This is a genomic window from Agrobacterium sp. AGB01 (assembly GCF_014851585.1).
Classification (GTDB): Bacteria; Pseudomonadota; Alphaproteobacteria; order Rhizobiales; family Rhizobiaceae; genus Agrobacterium.
In genome coordinates this window covers 1-22,798 of the sequence record NZ_JACVAB010000003.1, presented here as the reverse complement: position 1 = coordinate 22,798, position 22,798 = coordinate 1, and the positions used below count along the sequence as shown (strand labels likewise).

Annotated in this window: 18 protein-coding genes; 13 read left to right on the top strand and 5 right to left on the bottom strand. The window is 54.8% G+C overall.

From position 1 onward, the window contains the following. The first annotated feature begins 197 nt into the window (after window positions 1-197). The 5 genes from IB237_RS12035 (at window position 198) to IB237_RS12015 (ending at window position 6,323) form a co-directional block, all read left to right on the top strand. On the top strand, window positions 198-1,661 hold the full coding sequence (locus IB237_RS12035; RefSeq protein WP_192488922.1) for a TolC family protein: 1,464 nt from the start codon (window positions 198-200) through the stop codon (window positions 1,659-1,661). Between the two features lie 35 nt (window positions 1,662-1,696). Then, the gene (locus IB237_RS12030; protein WP_192488921.1) at window positions 1,697-2,449 is read left to right on the top strand and encodes an efflux RND transporter periplasmic adaptor subunit; all 753 of its coding nucleotides are present in this window, start codon (window positions 1,697-1,699) and stop codon (window positions 2,447-2,449) included. 3 nt (window positions 2,450-2,452) lie between these two features. Further along, window positions 2,453-3,835 (top strand): efflux RND transporter periplasmic adaptor subunit, encoded by a 1,383-nt coding sequence (locus IB237_RS12025; protein WP_210323926.1) that lies wholly within the window; start codon window positions 2,453-2,455, stop codon window positions 3,833-3,835. Then, window positions 3,832-5,967 carry an HlyD family efflux transporter periplasmic adaptor subunit gene (locus IB237_RS12020; protein ID WP_192488920.1) on the top strand — a complete coding sequence of 712 codons (2,136 nt, stop codon included), beginning with the start codon at window positions 3,832-3,834 and terminating at the stop codon, window positions 5,965-5,967. Before IB237_RS12025 ends, IB237_RS12020 begins: the two co-directional genes overlap by 4 nt. A gap of 128 nt (window positions 5,968-6,095) precedes the next feature. Beyond that, window positions 6,096-6,323, top strand: a complete 228-nt coding sequence (locus IB237_RS12015; RefSeq protein ID WP_192488919.1) for a hypothetical protein — start codon at window positions 6,096-6,098, stop codon at window positions 6,321-6,323. A 93-nt stretch (window positions 6,324-6,416) separates the two neighbouring features. On the opposite strand, the gene IB237_RS12010 is transcribed toward IB237_RS12015, so the two are convergent. Further along, window positions 6,417-7,463 carry a GlxA family transcriptional regulator gene (locus IB237_RS12010; protein WP_192488918.1) on the bottom strand — a complete coding sequence of 349 codons (1,047 nt, stop codon included), beginning with the start codon at window positions 7,461-7,463 and terminating at the stop codon, window positions 6,417-6,419. An 85-nt stretch (window positions 7,464-7,548) separates the two neighbouring features. On the opposite strand from IB237_RS12010, the gene IB237_RS12005 reads away from it, so the two are divergent. The 5 genes from IB237_RS12005 to purU all read left to right on the top strand — a co-directional run bounded on the left by IB237_RS12005 (window position 7,549) and on the right by purU (window position 13,665). Next, window positions 7,549-8,802: a sarcosine oxidase subunit beta family protein gene (locus tag IB237_RS12005; protein WP_192488917.1), complete on the top strand. Its 1,254-nt coding sequence runs from the start codon at window positions 7,549-7,551 to the stop codon at window positions 8,800-8,802. A 12-nt stretch (window positions 8,803-8,814) separates the two neighbouring features. After that, window positions 8,815-9,147, top strand: a complete 333-nt coding sequence (locus tag IB237_RS12000) for a sarcosine oxidase subunit delta (RefSeq protein WP_192488916.1) — start codon at window positions 8,815-8,817, stop codon at window positions 9,145-9,147. Next, entirely contained in the window at window positions 9,144-12,134 is a 2,991-nt protein-coding gene (locus IB237_RS11995; RefSeq protein ID WP_192488915.1) for a sarcosine oxidase subunit alpha, read from the top strand. Before IB237_RS12000 ends, IB237_RS11995 begins: the two co-directional genes overlap by 4 nt. Window positions 12,135-12,147: 13 nt before the next feature. After that, complete coding sequence (gene soxG / locus IB237_RS11990; RefSeq protein WP_192488914.1) at window positions 12,148-12,702, top strand: sarcosine oxidase subunit gamma family protein; 555 nt, start codon at window positions 12,148-12,150, stop codon at window positions 12,700-12,702. Between the two features lie 81 nt (window positions 12,703-12,783). Beyond that, entirely contained in the window at window positions 12,784-13,665 is an 882-nt protein-coding gene (gene purU / locus IB237_RS11985; RefSeq protein ID WP_192488913.1) for a formyltetrahydrofolate deformylase, read from the top strand. Window positions 13,666-13,702: 37 nt separating this feature from the next. Here purU and IB237_RS11980 read toward each other — a convergent pair whose 3' ends face one another. The 4 genes from IB237_RS11980 to IB237_RS11965 all read right to left on the bottom strand — a co-directional run bounded on the left by IB237_RS11980 (window position 13,703) and on the right by IB237_RS11965 (window position 18,666). Next, window positions 13,703-14,335 (bottom strand): hypothetical protein, encoded by a 633-nt coding sequence (locus IB237_RS11980; protein ID WP_192488912.1) that lies wholly within the window; start codon window positions 14,333-14,335, stop codon window positions 13,703-13,705. A 112-nt stretch (window positions 14,336-14,447) separates the two neighbouring features. Beyond that, window positions 14,448-16,025 carry a TerC family protein gene (locus IB237_RS11975; RefSeq protein ID WP_192488911.1) on the bottom strand — a complete coding sequence of 526 codons (1,578 nt, stop codon included), beginning with the start codon at window positions 16,023-16,025 and terminating at the stop codon, window positions 14,448-14,450. After that, entirely contained in the window at window positions 16,022-16,219 is a 198-nt protein-coding gene (locus IB237_RS11970; protein ID WP_192488910.1) for a hypothetical protein, read from the bottom strand. Before IB237_RS11970 ends, IB237_RS11975 begins: the two co-directional genes overlap by 4 nt. A gap of 275 nt (window positions 16,220-16,494) precedes the next feature. Next, a complete protein-coding gene (locus IB237_RS11965; RefSeq protein WP_192488909.1) occupies window positions 16,495-18,666 on the bottom strand; it encodes a right-handed parallel beta-helix repeat-containing protein in 2,172 nt (723 codons plus the stop codon). Between the two features lie 307 nt (window positions 18,667-18,973). On the opposite strand from IB237_RS11965, the gene IB237_RS11960 reads away from it, so the two are divergent. From IB237_RS11960 to IB237_RS11950, 3 genes are all read left to right on the top strand, one after another. Then, complete coding sequence (locus IB237_RS11960) at window positions 18,974-19,993, top strand: D-alanyl-D-alanine carboxypeptidase family protein (RefSeq protein ID WP_210323925.1); 1,020 nt, start codon at window positions 18,974-18,976, stop codon at window positions 19,991-19,993. A 241-nt stretch (window positions 19,994-20,234) separates the two neighbouring features. After that, a complete protein-coding gene (locus IB237_RS11955) occupies window positions 20,235-21,674 on the top strand; it encodes a TolC family outer membrane protein (RefSeq protein ID WP_192488907.1) in 1,440 nt (479 codons plus the stop codon). Window positions 21,675-22,248: 574 nt separating this feature from the next. Further along, window positions 22,249-22,798: BapA prefix-like domain-containing protein (locus IB237_RS11950; protein ID WP_192488906.1), on the top strand; the 550-nt coding region annotated here is incomplete at its 3' end.

Below are 22,798 nucleotides of genomic sequence, written 5' to 3'. Positions count from 1 at the left end.
ATCAGTTCCAGGCGCGCAGATTTTGCCTGTAATTACAGGGACTGCTAATTTAAGTACCTGTTAACCATATCCGTCAATCATTTGCCCACCCCTAGGTTTCGCACAAGGCGTTTCGTCTGTTTGAAGCGTTGAAACCGCGCGTACCCCTGTATTGCTTTTCGCAAGGGTTCCGTCGAGTTGACTTGCGAGGTGACGCAGTGAAATTTCCATTCATCTGGACTGTGCCTGTCGTTCTGCTTGCTGCCAGTTGTACTGTGCACACAGAACCGCTGACGCCTGAGGCCAATGCAGTTTTCGGGCATGAAAAGCTAACCAGGGCAACAGCCAATCAGGAGCCGATTACCGGTTCTATTGACCTTTATGACGCGATGGCGCGGGCGCTCAAATACAATCTCGATACCAAAGTCGAGATCATGCAGGCGGCGCTGAAAACGCGTGAAGCCGATCTTGTCAGCTACAGCGCCTTGCCAAAGGTTGTGGCCGGGGTGGGTTATGCGGGCCGTAACGAGGCTGATGCCTCAACGCCTTCGACGCGCGACGAGAACATTAGATCAGCTGATTTGACGTTTTCGTGGAATATCCTTGATTTCGGATTGTCTTATGTGCGCGCCAAACAGGCCGCAGATCAGGCTTTGATCCAGGAAGAAATGAAACGGCGCATCGTCAACAAGGTGATCGAGGATGTACGCACCGCCTATTGGCGCGCAGTCAGCTATCAGAGCCTAGTCGGTCGTATGCGGGCGCTTGAAGGCCGCGTTGCACGCGCATTGCGCGACACACGTGGCCTCTCTTCAAGCGGTGAAAGCTCACCACTGGTAGCGCTGACCTATGAGCGCGAACTGATCGAGGTAAAGCGTGAAGTGGAAATGCTGGAAGGCGAACTGAAAGTTGCCAAAAGCCAGCTTGCAGCACTCATGAACGTTACGCCGGGAACCCAGTTTACGCTGGCAGTACCAAAGCGCTCCAGAACCAAGCTGTCTGTTCCCGACAATATGCCGGAAATGTTCCGTATAGCTGTCGAAAATCGGCCGGAAATGCGTGAAGTTGCTTACAGAACTCGGATTAACGAAAAAGAAGTTAATGCGGCGCTTCTGGAGATTCTGCCGGGCTTTAACGTCTATGCAGGTGCCAATTATGACTCAAATGAGTTCATAGCCACGAATGACTGGCTGTCATGGGGCGCCAAGGTCAGCTTCAACGCGATGAAGCTGGTCAGCATGCCAGCGGTCAATAAGAGAATTGACGCCGAAAAAGAGGTTCTTGACGCACGCGCTCTCTCGGTTGCCATGGCAATCATGACGCAAGTGCATATCAGCCGCACGCGTTATGCCCATCTCAACAAGTCTTATTCGACGGCGAGTGCATTGTCGAATGTCTCGCACCGTATTCTCAAACAGGTGCGTGACGAAACAAATGCGCAAAAGACCAGCGAACAGATTCTCATCCGTGAGGAAATGAACGCCCTCCTTGCCGATGCCAAACGCGACATGGCCTATGCCGACCTACAGAATGCATATGCCAATATCTATGCCTCGCTTGGTGTGGATCCGTTCCCGGTCGGTCTTTCCGCCAGTTCCAGCATTGACCAGATCGCAGCACAGTTGAGGACAATGTGGACCCATAGTGGCGGCCCGGCAAAGATCGAGGTGGCTGCCAAGTAAGCGTAGTACCGATTATGACGTCAGGGAGTTGAGACGTGCAGATATCGAGAGTAGCGGGCCTTTTTCTGGCTATCATGGCCGCGTCGTCGGGAGGTTATCCGCTGCATGCGCAAGATGACGGCACGACGTTGCGTGGCATCGTCAAACCCGTCAATCAGGCAATGATCGGCACGGACCTCAGTCTTCCGATTATTTCATTGCCGTTTCGTGAGGGGCAGGATTTTTCCAAAGGCGACATTCTGGCCGCCTTTGATTGCCGTGATCTCGAAGCGCAGGTGAAGTCCGCTGAGGCTGTGCTGCGTGCCGAAACGATTACGCATGAAAACAATGTCCGTTTGGCGCGTTCAAAAGCTGTCGGCGCCTTCGAGGTCGATCTTTCAAAAGCAAAGACCGATCAGGTGGCGGCGGAACTGGAGGCCTTCCAAAGCAAGATGGCCCGCTGCGTCATTCGAGCGCCCTATGATGGCCGTATTGCCTTCGTGCGGGCGCACGAGCATGAGATACCCGAACCCAACCAGCCGCTGATGCAGATTGTCAGCAAGGGTGAGCTGGAAATTGAAGCGCTGTTGCCATCTCTCTGGTTGCGATGGCTGAAAGCTGGAACGCCCTTCACCATCATGATTGATGAAACTGGTGAGAAAAAACAGGCAGAAGTTTCCCGCATCGCAGCCACGGTTGATCCGGTCAGCCAAACGGTGAAGATCACGGGACGTTTTTCCGATGATGCAAGAGGCATTTTGCCGGGAATGAGTGGGCCAACCACCTTCAATCCCACACCCGGAGAGTAGCGGATGGAACCCGAGATAAAAACAACGGTTACGTCGACGCAACGCATTTCAACCGATGCTGGGCAAGCCGCCTCCCGAGGATATGAATTGCTGTTACGTGTCGAGGCGGAAGCGCGACATGTGGAAACCGTTGGTGAACTGGGATTTCTGATTGCCAATGAAACCGTGAACATCGCCAAATGCCGTCAGGTGTTTGTACTGGCGGGATTTGAGAAAACCCTGGCAGTCAAGGCAGCGACTTCGGTCGGCGGTATCGACCGCAACTCACCACGTATACGCTGGATTGAAGCAATCATCAGCAATCTTCGCAGCGAAAGAGGTCTTGGCGAGCCTTGTGATTTTGCGCTGCCTGCGTTTTGCCCGCTCGATGATGAAGAGCATAAGACATATCCAAGCCGGTTCATGGCGTGGCTACCGTTTCAGCTTCGCGACGGTACGGTGTTCGGCGGCATGCTGGTGACGCGTGAAATCCCATGGAATAAACAGGATCTGGTCATTCTGCGGCGGCTGGCCGCAACCTATTCTCATGCATGGTCAGCACTGACGGGAGAGCGACGCCTGAAGCGGCGAGTGAAATTGAAGCCGTTAATTGCTGCGGCTCTGGTCACCGTCACTGCGCTTGGCTTTTATCCGGTTCCGCTGACCATTCTCGCGCCGGTTGAGGTGGCGCCAATTTCGCCGCGTATTATCGCAGCTCCCCTGGACGGGGTGATTGAGAGCATTGCCGTCAATCCTGACCAAGCCGTGCAGCAGGGCGAACCTTTGCTCAAAATGTCCGATGTCATGTTGCGTAATGAACTAGCGGTCGCCGAACAGGATGTGCGCGTTGCTGAAGCCAAGCTGATGCAAGTGACGCAAGGTGCTGTGGCTGATCCGAAATTGCGAGCCGACCTTGCCATCACAAGAAGTGAACTAACCGTTGCTGCGGCAAAACGGAACTATGCGCGCGACATGTTGCAGCGATCGGATGTTCGTTCTCCCGCTGATGGTATTGCCATTTATACCGACCGTAGAGATTGGGTGGGTCGGCCTGTCACGACAGGTGAGCGCATCATGGAAGTGGCCGATCCAACCCGGATGCAACTTCGCATTGACGTGCCAGTGGCCGATGCCATTGCAGTGTCCAAGGGGGCAAAGGTTCGGGCGTTCCTCGATTCCGATCCGCTGCGACCGGCAAATGCGAAGGTCGAGGCGGTGTCATTTGAGGCGCGCATGGTCGAGGGTGACGTCCTTGCCTATCGCATCTACGCAAGTCTGGATGGCGAAAAGCCCGGCATGCGACTTGGCATTCGCGGAACTGCGCAGATCAGCGGTGATAAGGTAGCGCTCGCCTATTATCTTTTCCGCAAACCGATCTCGGTTATCCGCCAGCGGTTTGGTCTATGATCACAGCCCAACCCACCGATGTACCGCTACCGATGCTGCGTGAGGATCTGCAGATTGTACGGGTGGGTGCCAGCTATTCCGGGGCGCCGACTTGGGTGATTTTCGATCCGATCCGTAACCGGTTTTTTCGCATCACCTACGAGATGTTCGAGGTACTGCGGCATTGGAATATCAGCCACACGGTGAGTAATCTGCTCAAGGCGGTGAACAACCGTTTCATCGAACGCATGTCGGAAGATGATATCGGCACGATCGCACGCATGCTGGAACATAATTTGCTGCTGGTTCAACCAACGCGTGGCGGATGGAGGGCTTTGCACCAGATAGCACAGCCGCGACATTCGTGGTTCATGCGGCTCATCCACAACTACCTGTTTTTCAAGATTCCTCTGGTCAGGCCGGAGCGGTTTATCCGCGCGACATGGCCCTATGTCCAGTTTCTGTTCAGTCGTGTTTTCTGGTGGGTTTCGGCCATTGCAGGGCTGCTCGGCATTTATCTGGTTTCGCGCCAGTGGGATGCATTTACCGGCACATTCCCGTTCGTTTTCTCGCTTGAAGGCGCCGTCATCTCTATCCTGTCGGTGATTTTCATCAAATGCCTGCATGAGCTTGGGCATGCCTATGTGGCGCATCGGTTCGGGTGTCGTATACCGACGATGGGTGTTGCCTTCATGGTCATGGTGCCGCTGCTTTACACCGATGTAAGCGATGCCTGGAAACTGAAGTCGCGCTGGCAACGACTGCGGATCGATTCCGCTGGCATGCTGGTGGAATTGACGGTTGCAGCCTATGCGCTGCTTGGCTGGGTTTTTGTGCCCGACGGGCCGCTGCGCAGTGCGCTGTTTGTGCTGGCCGCGACCGGTGTGGTGTTGAGCCTGCTCGTCAATCTCAACCCGTTCATGCGTTTTGACGGATATTACATCTTGGCTGATCTGCTTGGTGTGGAAAATCTGCAACCACGCAGCTTCCGCCACATGCGCTGGCGGTTGCGCGAGTTGCTGTTCAAACCGGGTCATGAGGCGCCGGAACCCTTTCCACCACGGCTTGATGCCACGCTGACGTTGTATGCAATTGCCACGGCAATCTATCGGTTGGTTCTTTATCTCGGCATTGCCGTGCTGGTTTATCACTTCACGATCAAACTCGTCGGCATTGTGTTGTTTGTCGTCGAGATCATGTTTTTCATCATTCGCCCCGTTTTCATGGAAATGAAGGAGTGGTGGGCCATGCGCAGCGATATTGTCCGCAGCCGTCGTACATATCTCACCGGTGCAATTGTCGGGATTGCAGTGATCCTTGCCTTCTTGCCTCTTTCGACAAGGATCACCGCACCGGCGGTGATTTATCCGCAGCAGTTCCTGCGTCTTTTCCCGCAGGAACCGGGACGTATTGAAAGCCTCGGAATTTCGGTCGGACAGAGCGTAAAGGCGGGCGACACGTTGTTCGTGATCGATGCACCACAGATCAATGAGGAACTGCGGATTGCCGAGGTCGAGATTGAGCTTGCCCGCTCCCGTCTGGCCCGCATCGGTGCCAATGCTGATGATCTTGCGCAGAGAAGCATTATCGAAAGTGAATTGGGCAGCTCTCTGGCCCGCAAACGCGGGCTTGAAGAGCGCCGCACAGCACTGGTCGTCAGGGCACCCTTCGATGGTACGGTGACTGACATGAACCCGGAAATTTTGCCGGGACAATGGGTCGGGCGTGCTGAACAGATTGCTTTTGTCTCATCTGGGCAGGGCTCCGTGGCGCGCGGTTATGTTGCCGGTGACGACAGCGGTCGTCTTGCAGCCAACGCTGCCGGGTGGTTTATTCCCAATGATGTGTCGCAGCCAAAATTACCGGTGACGCTGGCGGGCATAGCGCAAGCGGGAGCACGTGAAATCGACGTGCCTCAATTGTCCTCGCAACATCACGGTGCCATTGCGGTTCACGTTGCAAGCGAAGGAAAAAGGCACAGGCTGGTTCCGGTTTCTGCTCAATATGCAGTCGTTGCAACCATTGATGATGCGAGTTTTGTGCCATCCAGGTCGGTGCAGGGCGTGATGCTGCTGCATGGCGAAGGCGTCAGTTTTGCCGAACGTGTCTGGCGCCGTGTGCTGATGATTCTTTTCCGCGAGGCGGGATTTTGATCACCTGTTTTCGTCCGTTGGCAAGTCATATTTCACGTCGCACTCACATCTTAGACATTTGCCATTCGCTGTCTTGAATTATCAAACCTGACTCCTACATCGCGTTGCGTTGTGGAGGTCACATTGTAATGCCATCGTTTTTTGAAACCACCTTTGGACCTATTGAACTAAAAATTATTGATACTGCTTTACATGAGTGGCGCAGCCATCACGCGTTGAAAAAAGATGATCCGGATGTCAGCATTGCAGCTGAGATTTGCATCAATCTTTTCCGGGAAGGCCACAGAACTGTGCCAGATCTGCAGGATGCCATGGCCCGCCATAAGGCTCTCAATGATATGACAGCCCACCACTAAAGCATCTAATTCAGGCGGTTTTCTCCGTCCTGAGTAAAACGTTGTGTCGCAAATCAGAATATCGAAATTGTCTTATTGGGACATGTGTCAGTGTTAGGTTTGCGGCACCAAAACGCCGACAGCAAACTCCCCGGTCGGCGCGCCCTGTCTCAGATGCGTTTTTCTAAATTCGCTTGGGCTCATTCCACGCTCGGCCCGCAAAAGCCTGGTCAGGTGTGGGGCATCGCAAAAACCACTCGCCAGCGCAATTTGCGTGACGGTTTCGTCCGTCGTGCGCAGCAGCGAGAGCGCTCTCTCAAGGCGAATTTCCAGATAAATCTTTGATGGCGTCGCGCCCAGATCACTGAAAAACCGCCGTTCCAGACTGCGCCGTCCAACGCCAAGATCCTCGGCGATCTCCGCGATTGTCTTTGGGGTCTCGATATTTTGTTGCATGCGAAGGATGGACTTTTTGACAAGCGGATCATTGGCCCGCCTTGAGCTTTGTTGCCCAGGTTGAGGTTTTTCACCGCTCAGCGCGTTGTCGATCATCATGATGTTGAGGCTTTTGATCGCCGCCGACTGACCGATATGCCGCTCGACCAAAAAGGCTGCCAGATGCGCGGCACTGTGACCGCCGGAACAAGTCAGGCGGTTGCGATCCACCACAAAGATCTGATCTGCAACCAGTTGTTCGGTATCGAAGCGGTCCAGAAAATCCTGATGGTGAAACCAGCTTACACAGCAGCGATAACCATTCAGTAGACCTGCCTCATGCAAGATAAAAACACCTGTACACAGACCAACAACAGGGAGGCCGGCTGTTGCTCGCGACTGGAGAAAACGCAGCGTTTCCGAATCCAACGCACTCTGGTCACCAATCAACCCGCCCACGACGACGATATAATCATAATCTTTCGCCTGGGTGAGACGGGTATCGGGCTGCACCTTTACGCCGCAACTTGACCGCACGCTGTCCATGGTAGCCGACAGTACCGACCATTCGCACAAGATAGGCCGGGAACGGTCTGCTTCATCGGCAGCCAAGCGCAAAACATCCACAAAATTTGCAAATGCCGACAGCGTAAAGCGGTCGGCAAGCAGGAAGGCGACACTGAGACGTTTCTTGGGGTGTTGTAGAGCCATGGCGCAAATATTCATGCAAAGGGACGCAATTGTCCAGCTGGGTCCAAATAAATCTCCGTAGATTTTTCATCACGAGATGTTCTAACCAGCAGGTCCGCTCATGACGCGCTTTAATGCCTTTAACCTATTGCGGAACGCCCTTACCGGCCACAAGAACTGGGATGAGCAATGGCCCGACAGCGCGCCAAAGGCCGAATATGACGTGATCATCGTCGGCGCTGGCGGTCATGGTCTGGGTGCCGCCTATTATCTGGCGAGCCAGCACGGCATTACCAATGTCGCTGTCATCGACAAGGGTTGGCTTGGCGGTGGAAATACCGGCCGCAACACCACGATCATCCGTTCCAATTACCTCTATGATGAAAGTGCGCGGCTTTACGACCACGCTGTCGACCTGTGGGAAAATCTCAGCCAGGAACTGAACTACAACGTCATGTATTCGCGGCGCGGTGTTCTGATGCTGGCCCATACGGTGCATGATGTTCAGAGCTTCAAGCGTCATATTCATTCCAACCGTCTCAACGGCGTCGATAATCGTTGGCTGAGCGCTGAGGAATGCAAGGAATATTGCCCTCCGCTAAGCATTTCGCCCAATGCTCGTTATCCTGTCGTGGGCGGTGCGTTGCAGGAGCGTGCAGGCACGGCACGTCATGATGCGGTCGCCTGGGGTTATGCCCGCGGTGCAGCAGCACGTGGTGTCGACATCATCCAGAATTGCCCGGTTACGGCCATTCGCCGTAATGCTGACGGTTCCGTTGCCGGCGTCGAAACCGCAAGAGGTTTCATCAAGGCCAAGAAGGTCGCTGTTTCCGCCGCAGGCCATACATCGGTTGTCATGGAAACCGCAGGCGTTCGCCTGCCGCTGGAAAGTTATCCGTTGCAGGCACTGGTCTCTGAGCCGATCAAGCCGATTTTCCCTTGCGTCGTGATGTCGAATGCCGTTCACGCCTATATCAGCCAGTCTGATAAGGGTGAACTGGTGATCGGTTCGGGTACCGACCAGTATACATCCTACTCGCAGCGGGGCGGTTTGCCGCTGATCGAACACACGATTGCAGCGATTACGGAAATCTTCCCGATTTTCAACCGCATGCGGATGTTGCGCAAATGGGGCGGCATTGTCGATGTGACACCGGACCGCTCGGCCATTCTCGGCAAAACGCCGGTTGAAGGTCTCTACGTCAATTGCGGCTGGGGCACCGGCGGGTTCAAGGCCACACCGGGCGCTGCGCACACCTTTGCATGGACCATTGCGAAAAACGAACCGCATCCCATCAATGCACCTTTCACACTGGAGCGCTTCCGCTCCGGCCGCCTGATCGACGAGGCCGCTGCCGCGGCTGTGGCTCATTGAGGAGCTTAAGATATGTTGCTGATCAATTGCCCCTATTGCAACGAAACGCTGCCAGAAGCCGAATTCACCTATGCCGGTCAGGCCCATGTCATTCGCCCAGCTGATCCCTCGTCACAGACGGACGAGCAGTGGGAAGAATTTCTGTTCATCCGTGAAAACGCCAAAGGCCCGCATTTTGAAAGATGGCGTCATCTGCATGGCTGTGGCCGTTTCTTCAATGCCGTGCGTGACACAGTCAGCGACCGCTTCCTGACCACCTACCGTGCGGGCGAGCCACGTCCTGATCTTGCTTCTTTGCCGGGTATTCCTGCCGGCTCGCCAGTCCGCTCCGAGGTGTCGAAATGAACTCATACCGCGTTTCCGGCCGTGGCCGGGTCGATACCAGCAAGCCTGTAAGTTTCACCTTTGACGGCAAGACCTATCGCGGCGCCAAGGGTGACACGGTTGCGTCAGCACTGCTTGCCAATGGCGTGCACCTGATGGGCCGCTCCTTCAAATATCACCGGCCACGTGGTCCGGTCGCCGCCGGTTCCGAGGAGCCGAACGCGCTGATCGGTACACGACGGGGTGCAGGACGGTTCGAGCCGAATACCCGCGCCACCGTGCAGGAAATCTGGAGCGGTCTGGAGACCACATCCCAAAACAAATATCCAAGCCTGAAGTTTGACGTCGGCGCCATCAACGACATGGCCTATATGCTGTTTTCGGCTGGCTTCTACTACAAGACCTTCATGTGGCCGAAGAGCTTCTGGAACAAGGTCTATGAACCTTTCATCCGGGCCGCGGCCGGACTTGGTGTTTCCCCGGCTGAAGAAGACCCCGACCATTATGCCTCGCGCAACCTTCACTGCGATGTGCTGATCGTCGGTGCTGGTCCAGCCGGTCTGGCTGCTGCGCGCGCTGCCGCCGTTGATGGTCTGAAAGTCGTTGTCGTCGATGAAAATGCCGAGGCTGGCGGTACCTTGCTGTCTGAGCCGCAGGCACAAATCAATGGTCAACCTGCATGGAACTGGTTAGCAAATGAGCTGAAGGCATTGAAGGATTTGGGCGTCCGGGTCATGACCCGGACAACAGCCATTGCCTATTATCACCAGAACATGATCGGTCTATGCGAAAAGCTGACCGACCACCTTGAAACCCTGCCGCAGGATGTGCCGCGTGAACGCCTGTGGCGGGTACGGGCGCGCCAAGTGGTGCTGGCGCAGGGTGCGCTGGAAAAGCCATTGGTGTTTCATGGCAATGATCGTCCGGGGGTAATGCTGGCCGGTTCTGCCCAGACCTATCTCAACCGTTACGGCGTTAAGGTCGGCAACAGACCAGTGGTGGTCACCAGCCATGACAGTGCGTGGTATGCCGCTTTTGATCTTCATGGTGCTGGTGCTCGCGTTCAGGCAATCATCGATACACGGCCTGACGTACGACCAGAGCTGGTGAATGAAGCCCGGACACTCGGCATCCCGGTCCTGATGTCGCATACCGTGACGGCGACGTCGGGACGGCTGCGTGTCAGTTCGGTTCGCGTGAACCCGGTCAATGGTTCTACTGTGGCCGCCGGACAGCCTATCGCCTGCGATGCGGTGCTGATGTCGGGCGGATGGACACCATCTTTGCATCTCTTTTCCCATACCCAAGGCAAGATAGCCTGGGATGATGAACGCACCACTTTCCTGCCTGCTGTAACCAACGAAGATTGCCTGATTGCCGGTGCAGGGCGGGGACTTTGGGGCATTGAAGCTGCGCTGAAGGACGGTGCAGAACGAGGCTGTGAAGTTGCAGAAGCGCTTGGCAAGACAAGTGCTACCTCCGGCTATCTGGTGGATCATGACCGGATAGGCACAGGCGTCTCGCATACAGAACTGCCAAGCGACCGTAATCCCGGAAAGGCAAAAGCCTTTGTCGACTACCAGAATGACGTGACTGCCAAGGACTTGCGACTGGCGGTTCGTGAAGGCATGCGCTCGATCGAACATGTCAAACGTTACACCACCAATGGCATGGCGACCGATCAGGGCAAGATGTCCAACATCAACGGCCTGAATATTGCGGCCGAAGCCCTGGGGAAACGCCAGCCGGAAGTCGGTCTGACCACATTCCGTCCGCCTTACACTCCGACGACCTTCGGCGCCTTTGCAGGGTATCACCGTGGCGGACATTTTGAGGTAACACGCAAGACACAGATTGATGGCTGGGCCGAAGAGCACGGCGCTGCCTACGAGCCTGTCGGCCAATGGCGCCGCGCCTGGTATTTCCCAAAACCCGGCGAAGACATGGATGCAGCGGTTGGCCGCGAATGCCGTGCGGTGCGCGACAGCGTTGGTATCTTCGATGCCTCGACACTTGGTAAGATCGAAGTCGTCGGTCCCGATGCCGTTGAATTCATGAACCGGATGTACACCAATCCGTGGACCAAACTGGCATCAGGTCGTTGCCGTTACGGCTTGTTGCTGGGTGACGATGGTTTCATTCGTGATGACGGTGTGATTGGCCGCATGACGGAGGATCGTTTCCACGTGACCACCACCACCGGCGGCGCGGCGCGGGTTCTGAACATGATGGAGGATTACCTCCAGACCGAATGGCCTGACCTTAATGTCTGGCTGACCTCGACCACCGAACAGTGGTCAACCATCGCCCTGAACGGTCCAAATGCGGCGAAGCTGCTTGCACCGCTGGTCGAGGGTGTCGAGCTGACGGAAGAGGCTTTCCCGCACATGTCCTGTGTGGAGTGCACGGTGGCCGGAATGCCGGCGCGACTGTTCCGGGTCAGCTTTACCGGTGAGATCGGTTTTGAGGTCAATGTGCCAGCACCGCTTGGCCGCAAGCTTTGGGAAAGTCTCTGGGAAGCCGGCCAGCAGTATGGCATTACCGCCTATGGCACGGAAACCATGCACGTGTTGCGCGCCGAAAAGGGTTACATCATCGTCGGTCAGGACACGGACGGCACCGTCACGCCTTACGACGCAGCGATGGGCTGGGCGGTTGGCAAGAACAAACCTGACTTCGTTGGTAAACGTGGCCTTGCGCGCCCTGACCTCACCGCCAAGGGGCGCAAACACCTTGTCGGCCTTCTGACCGAAGACCGTTCGAAGCTGGAAGAGGGTGCCCAGATTGTCTTTGATCCAAACCAGCCGATCCCGATGAAAATGGTGGGTCACGTGACCTCCGCTTACCACTCGGACGCGGTTGGCCAGCCAATTGCACTGGCTCTGGTGGAGGGTGGTCATGAGAGGACCGGTGAGACGGTATACATCCCGATGCCGGACCGCACCATTGCCGCAAAAATTACCGGCATGGTGTTTGTCGATCCCGAAAACTCCCGCCTGAAGATCTGATCTGGAGATGACCATGAATATGCGCGTTTCTTTTCCCTCCTCAGGTATGCTGGCCGAAAGCAAAGCTGCGCGGGTCAGCCTTTCCTCGGCCAATGGGCGCTTGTCGCTGCGGGCGCGTGGTGACCTGTCACCGCTGAACAATACTCTTGGTCTTGTTTTGCCAAACAGGATCGGTGCGCGTGTTTCCTCAGGCGCAGTCGAGGTGGTTCACCTCGGTCCGGATGAGTGGACGATCCATTGCCCGGTGGATGACGTTGCGGGTCTGGTTGCTGCCTGTGCAAACATCTATGCGGCTCATCCGCATAGTCTTGTCGATATCTCCGGCCGCGAGGTGACGGTGGTGATCGAGGGGCCGCAGGCCAACGAACTGCTGACACTTGGCTGCGCCCGCGACATCGATACCATTCCTGTTGGTGAGGCGCGTCGGACAAATTTCGACGGTGTAACCGTGGTGCTGCGGCGTGATGCGGTAGATCGGTTCCGCATGGATATCTGGAACAGTTTTGCGCCGCATCTTGGCCATCTGCTCGAAACCGGCTGCAAGGAACTTGCTGCAGAAATCGTCTGAAACATCGTGCAGCAGCGAAATTGAAAACTGTGAAAGCGGATTTTACCCTGGTGATAGGGTTGAGCGGGAGAGCAGGTTAGTATGGCATACATCATGAAAGTCTCGTGCCCCGCACGAAGCGGTATCGTTGCCGCCGTGTCCGGTTATCTGGCCGACTGCGGATGCAACATCAACGACAGTTCACAATTCACCGACCAGGAAAATGACCGATTTTTCATGCGGTTAAGTTTTGTTTCGGAGAAGGGAACGGACCGGGACGCCCTGGCCGATGGCTTTGCATCCATCGCAAAAGATTTTGACATGAGATACGAATTCCACGACCAGTCCCGCAAAGCCAAGGTGGTGATCATGGTGTCGCGCTTTGGCCATTGCCTGAATGATCTTCTGTACCGTTCTCGCATAGGGGCGCTGCCGGTGGAGATCGTTGCGGTGATTTCCAATCATCTCGACTATCAAAAGCAGGTGGTAAATGAGGACATTCCTTTTCACCACATCCGCGTCACGCCGGAGACCAAGCCCGAGGCCGAAGCGGAGATCCTGCAGGTTGTCCATGATACCAATGCGGAACTTGTTGTGCTGGCTCGCTACATGCAGGTTCTGTCGGACCAACTGTGTCAGGAAATGTCCGGCCGGATCATCAATATTCACCACTCTTTCCTGCCATCTTTCAAAGGCGCCAACCCTTACAAACAGGCCTATGAGCGGGGTGTGCGGCTGATTGGTGCGACGGCGCATTACGTCACCGCAGATCTCGATGAAGGGCCGATCATCGAGCAGGACACCACGCGCGTAACCCATGCGCAAAGTGCGATGGACTATGTGAGCCTTGGCCGTGACGTTGAAAGCCAAGTGTTGGCGCGCGCCATTCATGCGCATATTCATCACCGCGTCTTCATGAATGGAAACAAGACCGTGGTATTTCCAGCATCGCCGGGCGAATATGTTTCTGAACGTATGGGATAGTGCGAGCAAGGCATCTCACTACTTACCGCTCAAAAATCTAGCGTAAAAATCCGTCGCGGTCGAAATCTTCCCATCCTGACAGGTTGGTCTCATCGGAGTTGGGTTTTGCTTTTGTTTTGTCCTTGCTGGCTTTTTTCAACGAGCGCGTAAGTTTGGCCTGATAGGCTGCTCGCCGTCTGTTTTCAAGCTTGGCGGCGGCATCTTCTTCACGCCATTCATCAACCGTTCCCCGGTCCAGCAGATCTTCGACAACCTTCGGCTCGAAGACGTGGAAGGTGATCTTTTTCGCACGTCCTCGCAGTTTCACCGTGCGCGTCCCGGCACTGAGCAATCGGCCATCATTCAGCCACCGATGGCGTTCCGTTGTCGAGATGGTCAGGATGTCTTCGATTTCCCGGGGTATTACCGGCAGGCTGGCAATATTGGCGAGCACTTCGGAAACCGTTGCTGATGCGGCACGAAAAGTCGTTCTCGACGTTTCCGGTAATGCCAGCGTGAGTATGCCGACATCAAGGTCGATCGACTTGCGAATGGTTATCGGAAGCCGTGCCTGAACTTCCTGCAGAATGCCTTTGGCGCGTACAGCCGATCCGAGCGTTGCCGAGGTTGGCAACTCCCACGTTTTGACCAGCTCAGGGCCATCATCTTCTGTCGGCTTTTTCTTCGGCATGTCAGTTAAAGATGGAGGTCGGACCTTGCAAAGTCAACGCCTACAGGTCGTTGGCGCCCCGGCAGTCTCGCGGTACGACTGCCGGGCATGTATTGTGAGTGACGGACCGAACTCACGCCTCGAGAGAGGTCATTTCCAGCTCTGTGAGGTGTTTTTTAATTCTCACCTTGTTGATGTTGCGGCCATCAAGCGCCACCACTTCGAAGACTAGACCGTTAAATACGACCGTTTCACCCTGACGCGGAAGGTGGCCAAGACGCCACAGGATGAGGCCTGCCAGCGTGGAGTAACGGTCGGCATCATCCACCAGATCGGCATCAACGATCTTTGACACGTGACGGATGTCGGTACGACCATCGACCAGCAGGACATCATCTGCCTCGCGCTCGAGAGTGAACGGCTCGTCATCATCCAGGAACTCGCCGGCAATGGCCTCCAGCAAATCGGTTGGTGTGACCATACCTTCCATCGAACCATATTCATCGAGGACAATAGCAACCTGAAGAGGCGACTGACGAAGCTGCTCCAGAAGGCGCAGGGCGCTGACGCTTTCATGCACGACAAGAGGCTGGCGCAGGGAGCGATCGAAATCGATCTTACCGGTTTCCAGAAGGTCGCGGAGCAAGTCCTTCGCGAACGCGACGCCGACGAAGTCATCCAGGCTGCCACGACCGATCGGGAAACGGGAATGGCCCGTTTCGATGATCTGCTTTCTCAACTCTTCTTCGCTGTCGTCGATATCAAGCCACTCGACATCACGGCGTGGGGTCATGATGGATTTTGCCGGACGGTCAGCAAGCGACAGTACACTTTCGATCATGTCATGCTCGACCGGGGTGAAGAGTTCGTTCTCCGTTGCCCGGTCGGCAATCACGTCGGCTGCTTCGCCAAGCGACGTCTCGCTCTTGCGGCTGCCAAGTAGCGACAGAACCGCATTGGCCGTACGCTCTCTCAGGTCACCCGTGCTCATGAACCGCTCTCGATTGCGGCGACCGACCTGGTTGAAGGCTTCGATCAGGATCGAGAAGCCGATAGCGGCATAGAGGTAACCCTTCGGAATATGAAAGCCGAGACCTTCAACGACCAGCGAGAAACCGATCATCATCAGGAAGCCAAGGCAAAGGATGACGACGGTTGGATGTTTGGACACAAATGCCATCAGTGGCTTGGATGCCATCATCATGACGGCCATTGCAACGATAACACCGATCATCATGACCGACAGTTCTTTCACCATGCCAACGGCGGTGATGACGCTGTCGAGCGAGAAGACTGCATCAAGCACAACGATCTGGACAAGAACCTGCCAGAAAATGGCGTGGTGGATCTTGCCTTCCTTGTGTTTGGTATGTCCTTCTAGCCGTTCGTGCAGTTCCATCGTTCCCTTGAACAACAGGAAGACGCCACCAAGAATAAGGATCAGGTCACGACCGGATATCTCCATGCCTGCAACGGTAAATAATGGTGCTGTCAGGGTAACGATCCAGGCGATCGAAGCCAGCAGGATGAGGCGCATGACCAGCGCCATACTAAGGCCAATCAGGCGGGCCTTTTCGCGCTGGTGTTCCGGGAGCTTGTCCGCCAGAATGGCAATGAAGACAAGATTGTCGATACCGAGAACAATTTCGAGAACGATAAGGGTGGCGAGACCCGCCCAGGCGGCCGGGTCGGACATCCATTCGAAAATCATATATTGTAGAGACCGCCCATCAGGGTGAGGCCAATCCTTCTGTTGTTGAAATTAGGAAACGCGTAAAGCCGCCCCGTTGCCGGCGCGGTTGATGCAAAAGCTTTGATTTCATGAAAAAGCGACGCCGCGTCCAAGCGGGTCGCGGTCATTCGGTATCCGTCAGTACTGTCGCCGTCTTCGGCTTCGTCTGGCATTTTTGGTTTCCTCTGGGGCAGAGAGGTATAACAAGACCACGCTCCAAAGCTAGAGCCAATTTGCAATTTTTGGCGTTCCCATCGGGTAGGCATAAAACTTATGGCTGCGTTTTGGCCGGTGAGAGGGATGACAAGACACCGATCTACGCCGGGGAAAAAGACGCTGATTGGCACCAGCGCCCGTTTTGATCAGAGCGAGGGCAATGCTGTTGAAAACCGCTGGTTCGAGGACCGGATAGCCCGATCCTCGATGTTTTTCAGCCGATTGCCTTGGTTTAACCGCAACGTCCATCGAAATTCGTGCTGTCGATCGCCGTGCCGTTAAGCAGCAGCACTGAGCCCGGATCCTGCGAAATCGAGCCGCTCAGTCCGCCCATCCACGACGCATCGGATTTGCAATCGCGCGGTGTGTTGATAACGCGAACGTTACCTGTGAGATTTTCACTTGGCCCCATGAAATAGAGCCCAGCCAACGTTGCGTCATCGATGACGACATTGTCGAAACTGATGTCTTTGATGGGTCCGCCGAGGAAACCCCATTCATCGCCATACAGGAACATACCGTAAGTACCGGCATTCTTGATGGTCACATTGCTGAGGCTGATGTCGGTCACTGGATTGAAGAATATCCCGGCATTGTTGGTATATTCGATCGACAGTCCGTTTACACGCACATTGGTTGTCTTTGCCTCATCAGGCAATGTGCTGGCGGATATCAACATCAGACCGTTGACGCCTCCCTTCAGCGTCATGTCCGTTATCGCCACATTCGAAGTCCCCTGCAGAACAACTAGATCCATGTCACGGCCTTGCTGAGAGTTATCGATCGTAACCTCATTCATGTTGACGGTGTCTGCTGCAACAAGAAGAATACCTTCCCGACGGGAGCGGGAAATCGTCACATTGTCGAGTGTGATGTTGCTGGCCAGGTCCGTGATTACGGGCGGCCATCCACTGTCATCGATCGCACTGCCTGCAAAGATACCGTATGTTACGCTATCGATTGTCGTGTCCTTGACCGTGAGGTTTCGGGTACCGTGCGCGCTGATGGCGGCATAGGGCGCGACATTCGGACTTCCGACGGCAAATTCACACGCAGTATTGTTTTCGCAAATGAACAGATTGTGGATACGGCTATTCCGGATGACTGCTCCATCCACCTGCGTCAATCGAATGCCGTCATGTGCAGTGTTGGTTACATCAATGCTGTCAATGAACAGGTTGGATGTACTGGTACTGCCGATACCCGCCAACCCACCAGAGATCGAAAGCGAGGATACAACACTGTTTGACGCCATGGTGATGACGTCTTGCGATGGGTCATAACCCGTCAACACGCCAGCAGCATTCCGGTTGACATAATTTCCCCTGGCGCCACTCGAGGCACCGCGCAGTGCCAGATTGCCACCGCCGCCGAGCAGCGTCTGTCCGCTTGCCAGTGATAAGGATTGGTCGAGCCCGATGCTGCCATCGACCATGATCACGGCGCCAGTGCCCGCCGATGCGATACGCGCATTTATGGCCGATGTGTTGCCGCTTGCCGATGAAATAGAGACAACCTGTCCAGCCATCTGGCCATTCAGGTCGATAATAGCATCTTCGAGATCGCCTGTTGCCCCAACATGTGTGCGAATTGCAGAATTACGCTCGACGCGCTGCGTCCACGGATCAAAGGGCTCTGCGTTTTCTGTTTCGGTAACACCGAACGGTATTCTGAGACGTGCCATCAGGGCGCCGTCAAATCGGTCCTCATTGTCATAGGTTCCTGTCAGCCCGATATGCGCGGTCGATCCTGCGGGTAACACCGGAAGATTTGCAAAGGCCAGCTCTGCTCGCAATTTTGCGCCGAACATGTCGTCCATGTTCTTGCCACCATACCAGTAGCTACCGGCAAACAGCTTGAGTTCCGCGTTGCCAGTGGACGATATTCCGGGAACCTTGATGCCGATTTCAGCATCGATGCCTGGTCTTGCTCTTTCCATGCCTTCGCGGAATTTCAAGGTTCCACCATCAATCACCCCGGCACCTGCGCCGTCGACGGACTTTCCCGCACCAATCGGCAGGTAGATGTTGGCTCTTGTTTCATAGATCTGGCCGATTGCTTCAGCACCGAAGGACATCTGGTGGAAACTGTTGTCCAGTCCGCTGTTGAGATAATCGTAATAACCATAAAGGCCACCGACCCAACTGCCCGCCGAAAATCGATAGCCGCCGCCGAATGAGGCTTTTTGCACATCACCTTCCTGGATGGCGGCTCCGATATCGAAAAACAGTGCAGTGCTGTTATCCAGCATGAACGGCAACATCAGCGCAAGGTTTGCCGTGGACTGCTGACTTTGCCAGCGTCCTTCAAATTCAGTGAAAGCCTTCAGTTGCTGGGCATTTGCAGGCACAGCAAAGACTGCCGCTGCCACCACTGGCGCGGTTAAAACTCTCAAAAATGTCATAAAATCTCCCATGCAAAAAGCCGGTAACGGCTTCAGGAGGTGGCTCTATAATACATGATAAATTTAGTCAACAAAAGTAATTCACGATACATGTACTGTTCACATATGCGGCTATTGAACAGAGCTTATTGCAAGACAGCATCGACAAACATGCCCGATCCGCCCTATACCCAAGGGACCGTTCACAAACCAAAGCATATGCCGCATGTCATTCTTAGAGCGCTCTCATTCTTCTTGTCCACAACGAGTTTCATTCGCAAACCTGGGGACGACGCTAAAGCGTCTCACGGGAAAAATGCTAACAAGCATGTTGCTCAGCGCTTCTTTCCTGGCGAGTTCAGCTGCAAATGCGACGCCTGTACTTGTTGTTGATGTTGCAAGCCGTGGCGTGCTTTATCAGGAAGATGCAGGCGTGCTGTGGTATCCTGCTTCAACAACCAAGTTGATGACGGCCCTGCTGACTTTCGAAGCTCTTCGTGCAAATGCCGTGACCCTGACGACGCCAGTCGTGATGACGCGCAATGCAACGAAGCAGGCATTTCTGGAATCGGGGCTGACGTTTGGGCGTGCCATGACGCTTGAAGATGCGCTTTACGCGACGATCACGGCGTCCGCCAATGACGTTGCCGTTGCCCTTGCGGAAACCGTGGCTGCCAGCGAGCCAGCATTCGTTGCGCGCATGAATGAAAGGGCTGCTTCGCTTGGTATGACCGGCACGCATTTTGCCAGCCCAAACGGTCTGTTCAGCCGACAGAATTATTCCACGGCCCGCGATCTTGCGATCCTTGGAATGGAAATCGACCGGCTGTTTCCGCAGTATCGGCATTTCTTTGAAGCAACGGCGGTCACCATCGATGGTAAGGAAATTAAGTCCAATAATTTGTTGCTGACCCGCTTCAGCGGCACGGTTGGCATGAAGACTGGTTTCCTGTGTGCCTCTGGCAGAAACTACGTCGGGCTTACCGAGCGTAACGGCAAACAGGTGATGGTGGTTGTTCTCGGTGCAACCACTGAACGCGAACGCAATGAGCGTTCAGCGCAGTATCTGACGCAGGCCTTTGACGGACGTCTTACCGCAAATGCAGGCCGCGTGGATGATATCCGTAACCGACCTGATGTCGCGCCTGAGGATATGCGTGTTCGCCTTTGCACAAACCAGAGCGTTGCCTATGAGAACAGCCGTGAGGCTTTGTACCCGATGGGACTGCCGGGCCATGCCAGCTATCTAGAGAGTGAAATGCCAGGTCGTCCGCACGCTATCCGGACATGGGCGAGCGAAAATGTGGTGAATGTACCAATACCGACACCGCGTCCGGCCAATCTTTAATGATGACATGAAGCTCGGTCTGCCACCGTGGCAGACCGATTGTAGCAGCTTAAGCCTGTCAAGGTCACCGTTGGCTCTACCCTGCATTGCTGCGGTGCACGAATTTCAATTAACTAACCATTAACCATGCTCATTTAGCTTTGGCTTATAAAGCCGGATTGTATCGGCGTATCACAGGCCATTTCTTTGTTCTGCGTACTGGCAAGTTGCTCATTCTTCTCGTTTGAAGGTGGAACGTTGTATGCAGTCTCACTGGCTTCCCGCCCTTCTTTGCACTATTGCCGTTGGTGTCTTGGCGACCGGTTGCGCAAACGGTTCCCGTATCCAGAAACAACAGGTCAACTCAGCAGTTACGGGAGATGCCGGTGCTCAGGCGCGCGCATCGCAGGGTGATGATCTGCCGGGTGTCACTGGTCCGACAACCGGCTCAATCAAGCCGGTGAATTTTGAAAAGGCCGAACACAAGGGGCCTTTGTCGCTTGAAACGGCGGTACGAAAAGCCGTTGATTGGCACCCCGCAGTCACGGAGACGGTTGGCCGCCTGCGCCAACAAACAGAGTCCGTTAACGAAGCGCGTTCAGGCTATCTGCCTAATGTCAGCTGGGGTGTGGATTCGGCCTACAATACCAATCGATCGGATCGTTACAGCCCGGACCTTAACCTCAATGTCTCGCAGATGCTGTATGACTTTGGCAAGGTCGACAACAAGGTGAAGATTGCCACGGCCGGTATTTCTGGCCGCAAGTCGCAGGTTTTGATGGCAGTCGACGACCTCGCGCGCGAGACGTCATATGCGGTGATTGAAATTCAGCGCAATCGTGCTCTGCGCGTTGTGGCGAGTGACCAGATCAAGGATACCAAAGCAATTCTGGGATTGGTCAGTTCCCGGACGGACAAGGGTGCAAGCACCCGTTCCGACCTGCTTCAGGCGGAGGCACGTGTCCAGGCTGCTGAAGCCACATTGCTGGAGATCGAGGGGGAACTGGCCCGCTGGCAAGCGGTGCTCTCGAATCTGAGCGGTATTGCCGGACGGATTGATGTTTCTGACGCGATGCCAGCCTGGCTGGCGAAAGCCTGTGGCTCGACAAATCTGGACTGGTCGCAGGTACCGGCAGTGATGCAGGCAGATGCGGACCGCAAGGCTGCCGCAGCGCAGGTTGATCTTGCCAGGGCTGAAGGGCTTCCAACCCTGTCGCTTGATGCAGGCATCGGCGTCGATCCCACGGATATTGGTTCACATAAACCGGACTATAGCGTTGGCTTGCGGGTAACCGGCAGCCTCTACAATGGCGGCGCAACAAGTGCCCGGCGTAACATGGCAACGCAGGCGCTTGGTGCATCGCAGGCGGCAGAGGCACGCGCGCGGGTCGATATCTTGCGGAACCTGACGGAGGCCAGCAGCCAGATTTCGAGCAAGGAAAGCCTGTATCGCTCTCTTTCGGTCCGCCAAACCACCATGCGGCAGACCCGCGACCTCTACCAGACGCAATATATTGAACTGGGCACGAGAAGCCTGCTGGATTTGCTCAATGCTGATCAGGAGTTGCATGCCGCGAGGTTTGATATCAGCAATATTAAATATGATCTGCATCGGTTGAATATTGACTGTACGTTCAGTGCGGGACAAATGCGCAAGGCTTTTGCGCTTGACGGTCAAACCGTTCAAGGCGTGTCATTGTAGGTGGTTGCCAACCCAACCATCTTGAGGCCGATAAATAATTGATTTTTATCATTTTATCGAAAATATTCCAGTCTTTTCATGTTGTGTGTGTAGGTTCCTCAACCCTTGCCGGTTCTTCTAATTAAGATTTTACCGCCCGCTGGCGTGGCACAAATCGGAACGGTACTGTCTACAAGCGATACGAATGATCGCTCGAGAACAAAAATAAAGCAGATTTTTTACTGGAGACCACCTCCGTAACGGCACAGGTGGTTCTTAGCGCCGGACATTAATTCCCTGCTTTTTGTTCTGGGAAATTGCCGTTCGTTTTCGAAGAATTAACTAAAGTAGACTTTACTAATACTATTGCTGGTTGTTTTTCTTGCAACGCCCAGCTTCTATGCAATTATGAGAATGGGAGAGGCCCTTCAGAGGTAAATTTCCTTAAGGCCAAAAATCAGAGCTGATGGTTCAGCTCTACACCTCGCGGCGGTTCGCCGTTCGCAAAAATCCGGTTTCTTGAAAGTTGCTTGGTGTTCCGAGTGGCAGTGAATTTCTGTCACCGCTTGTTGCCGCGTTGCAGGAGAACAATTTCATGGTTGCGATAGTCACAGATAAGTCAGAGGGAAGTTCTCGATCGGTGTCACTCTATGATCTGAATGTAGATAGACCCAGTATCGTACAGATTAATGCGTCGCCCAATGACGTTGCCAATTTCGTTCGTGATGGCGACGATCTGCTGATGCGCATGCGATCAGGTGAGACGATCCGGATAGGCAACTTCTATCATGAGGTTGACGGCGAACACAGCCAGCTGGTGCTGGAAGACGAGAACGGAAATCTCTGGCTTGGCGAACATGGTGATGGCTTGGCGGATTTCCAGTTCTCGCAAATTGAAGGTGTAGACCAGCTGGTCGGTGCCACAACAGGCGATGGTTCTATTCTTGGTCTGGCGGCACTCGGCCTGCTGGCCGGCGGAGCGGCTCTCGCTCTTGGTGGCGGATCCTCTGGAGACGACAGTGATGCCGATGCTGATGCCGATGCTGATGCCGATGCTGATGCCGATGCTGATGCCGATGCTGATGCCGATGCTGATGCCGATGCTGATGCCGATGCTGATGCCGATGCTGATGCCGATGCTGATG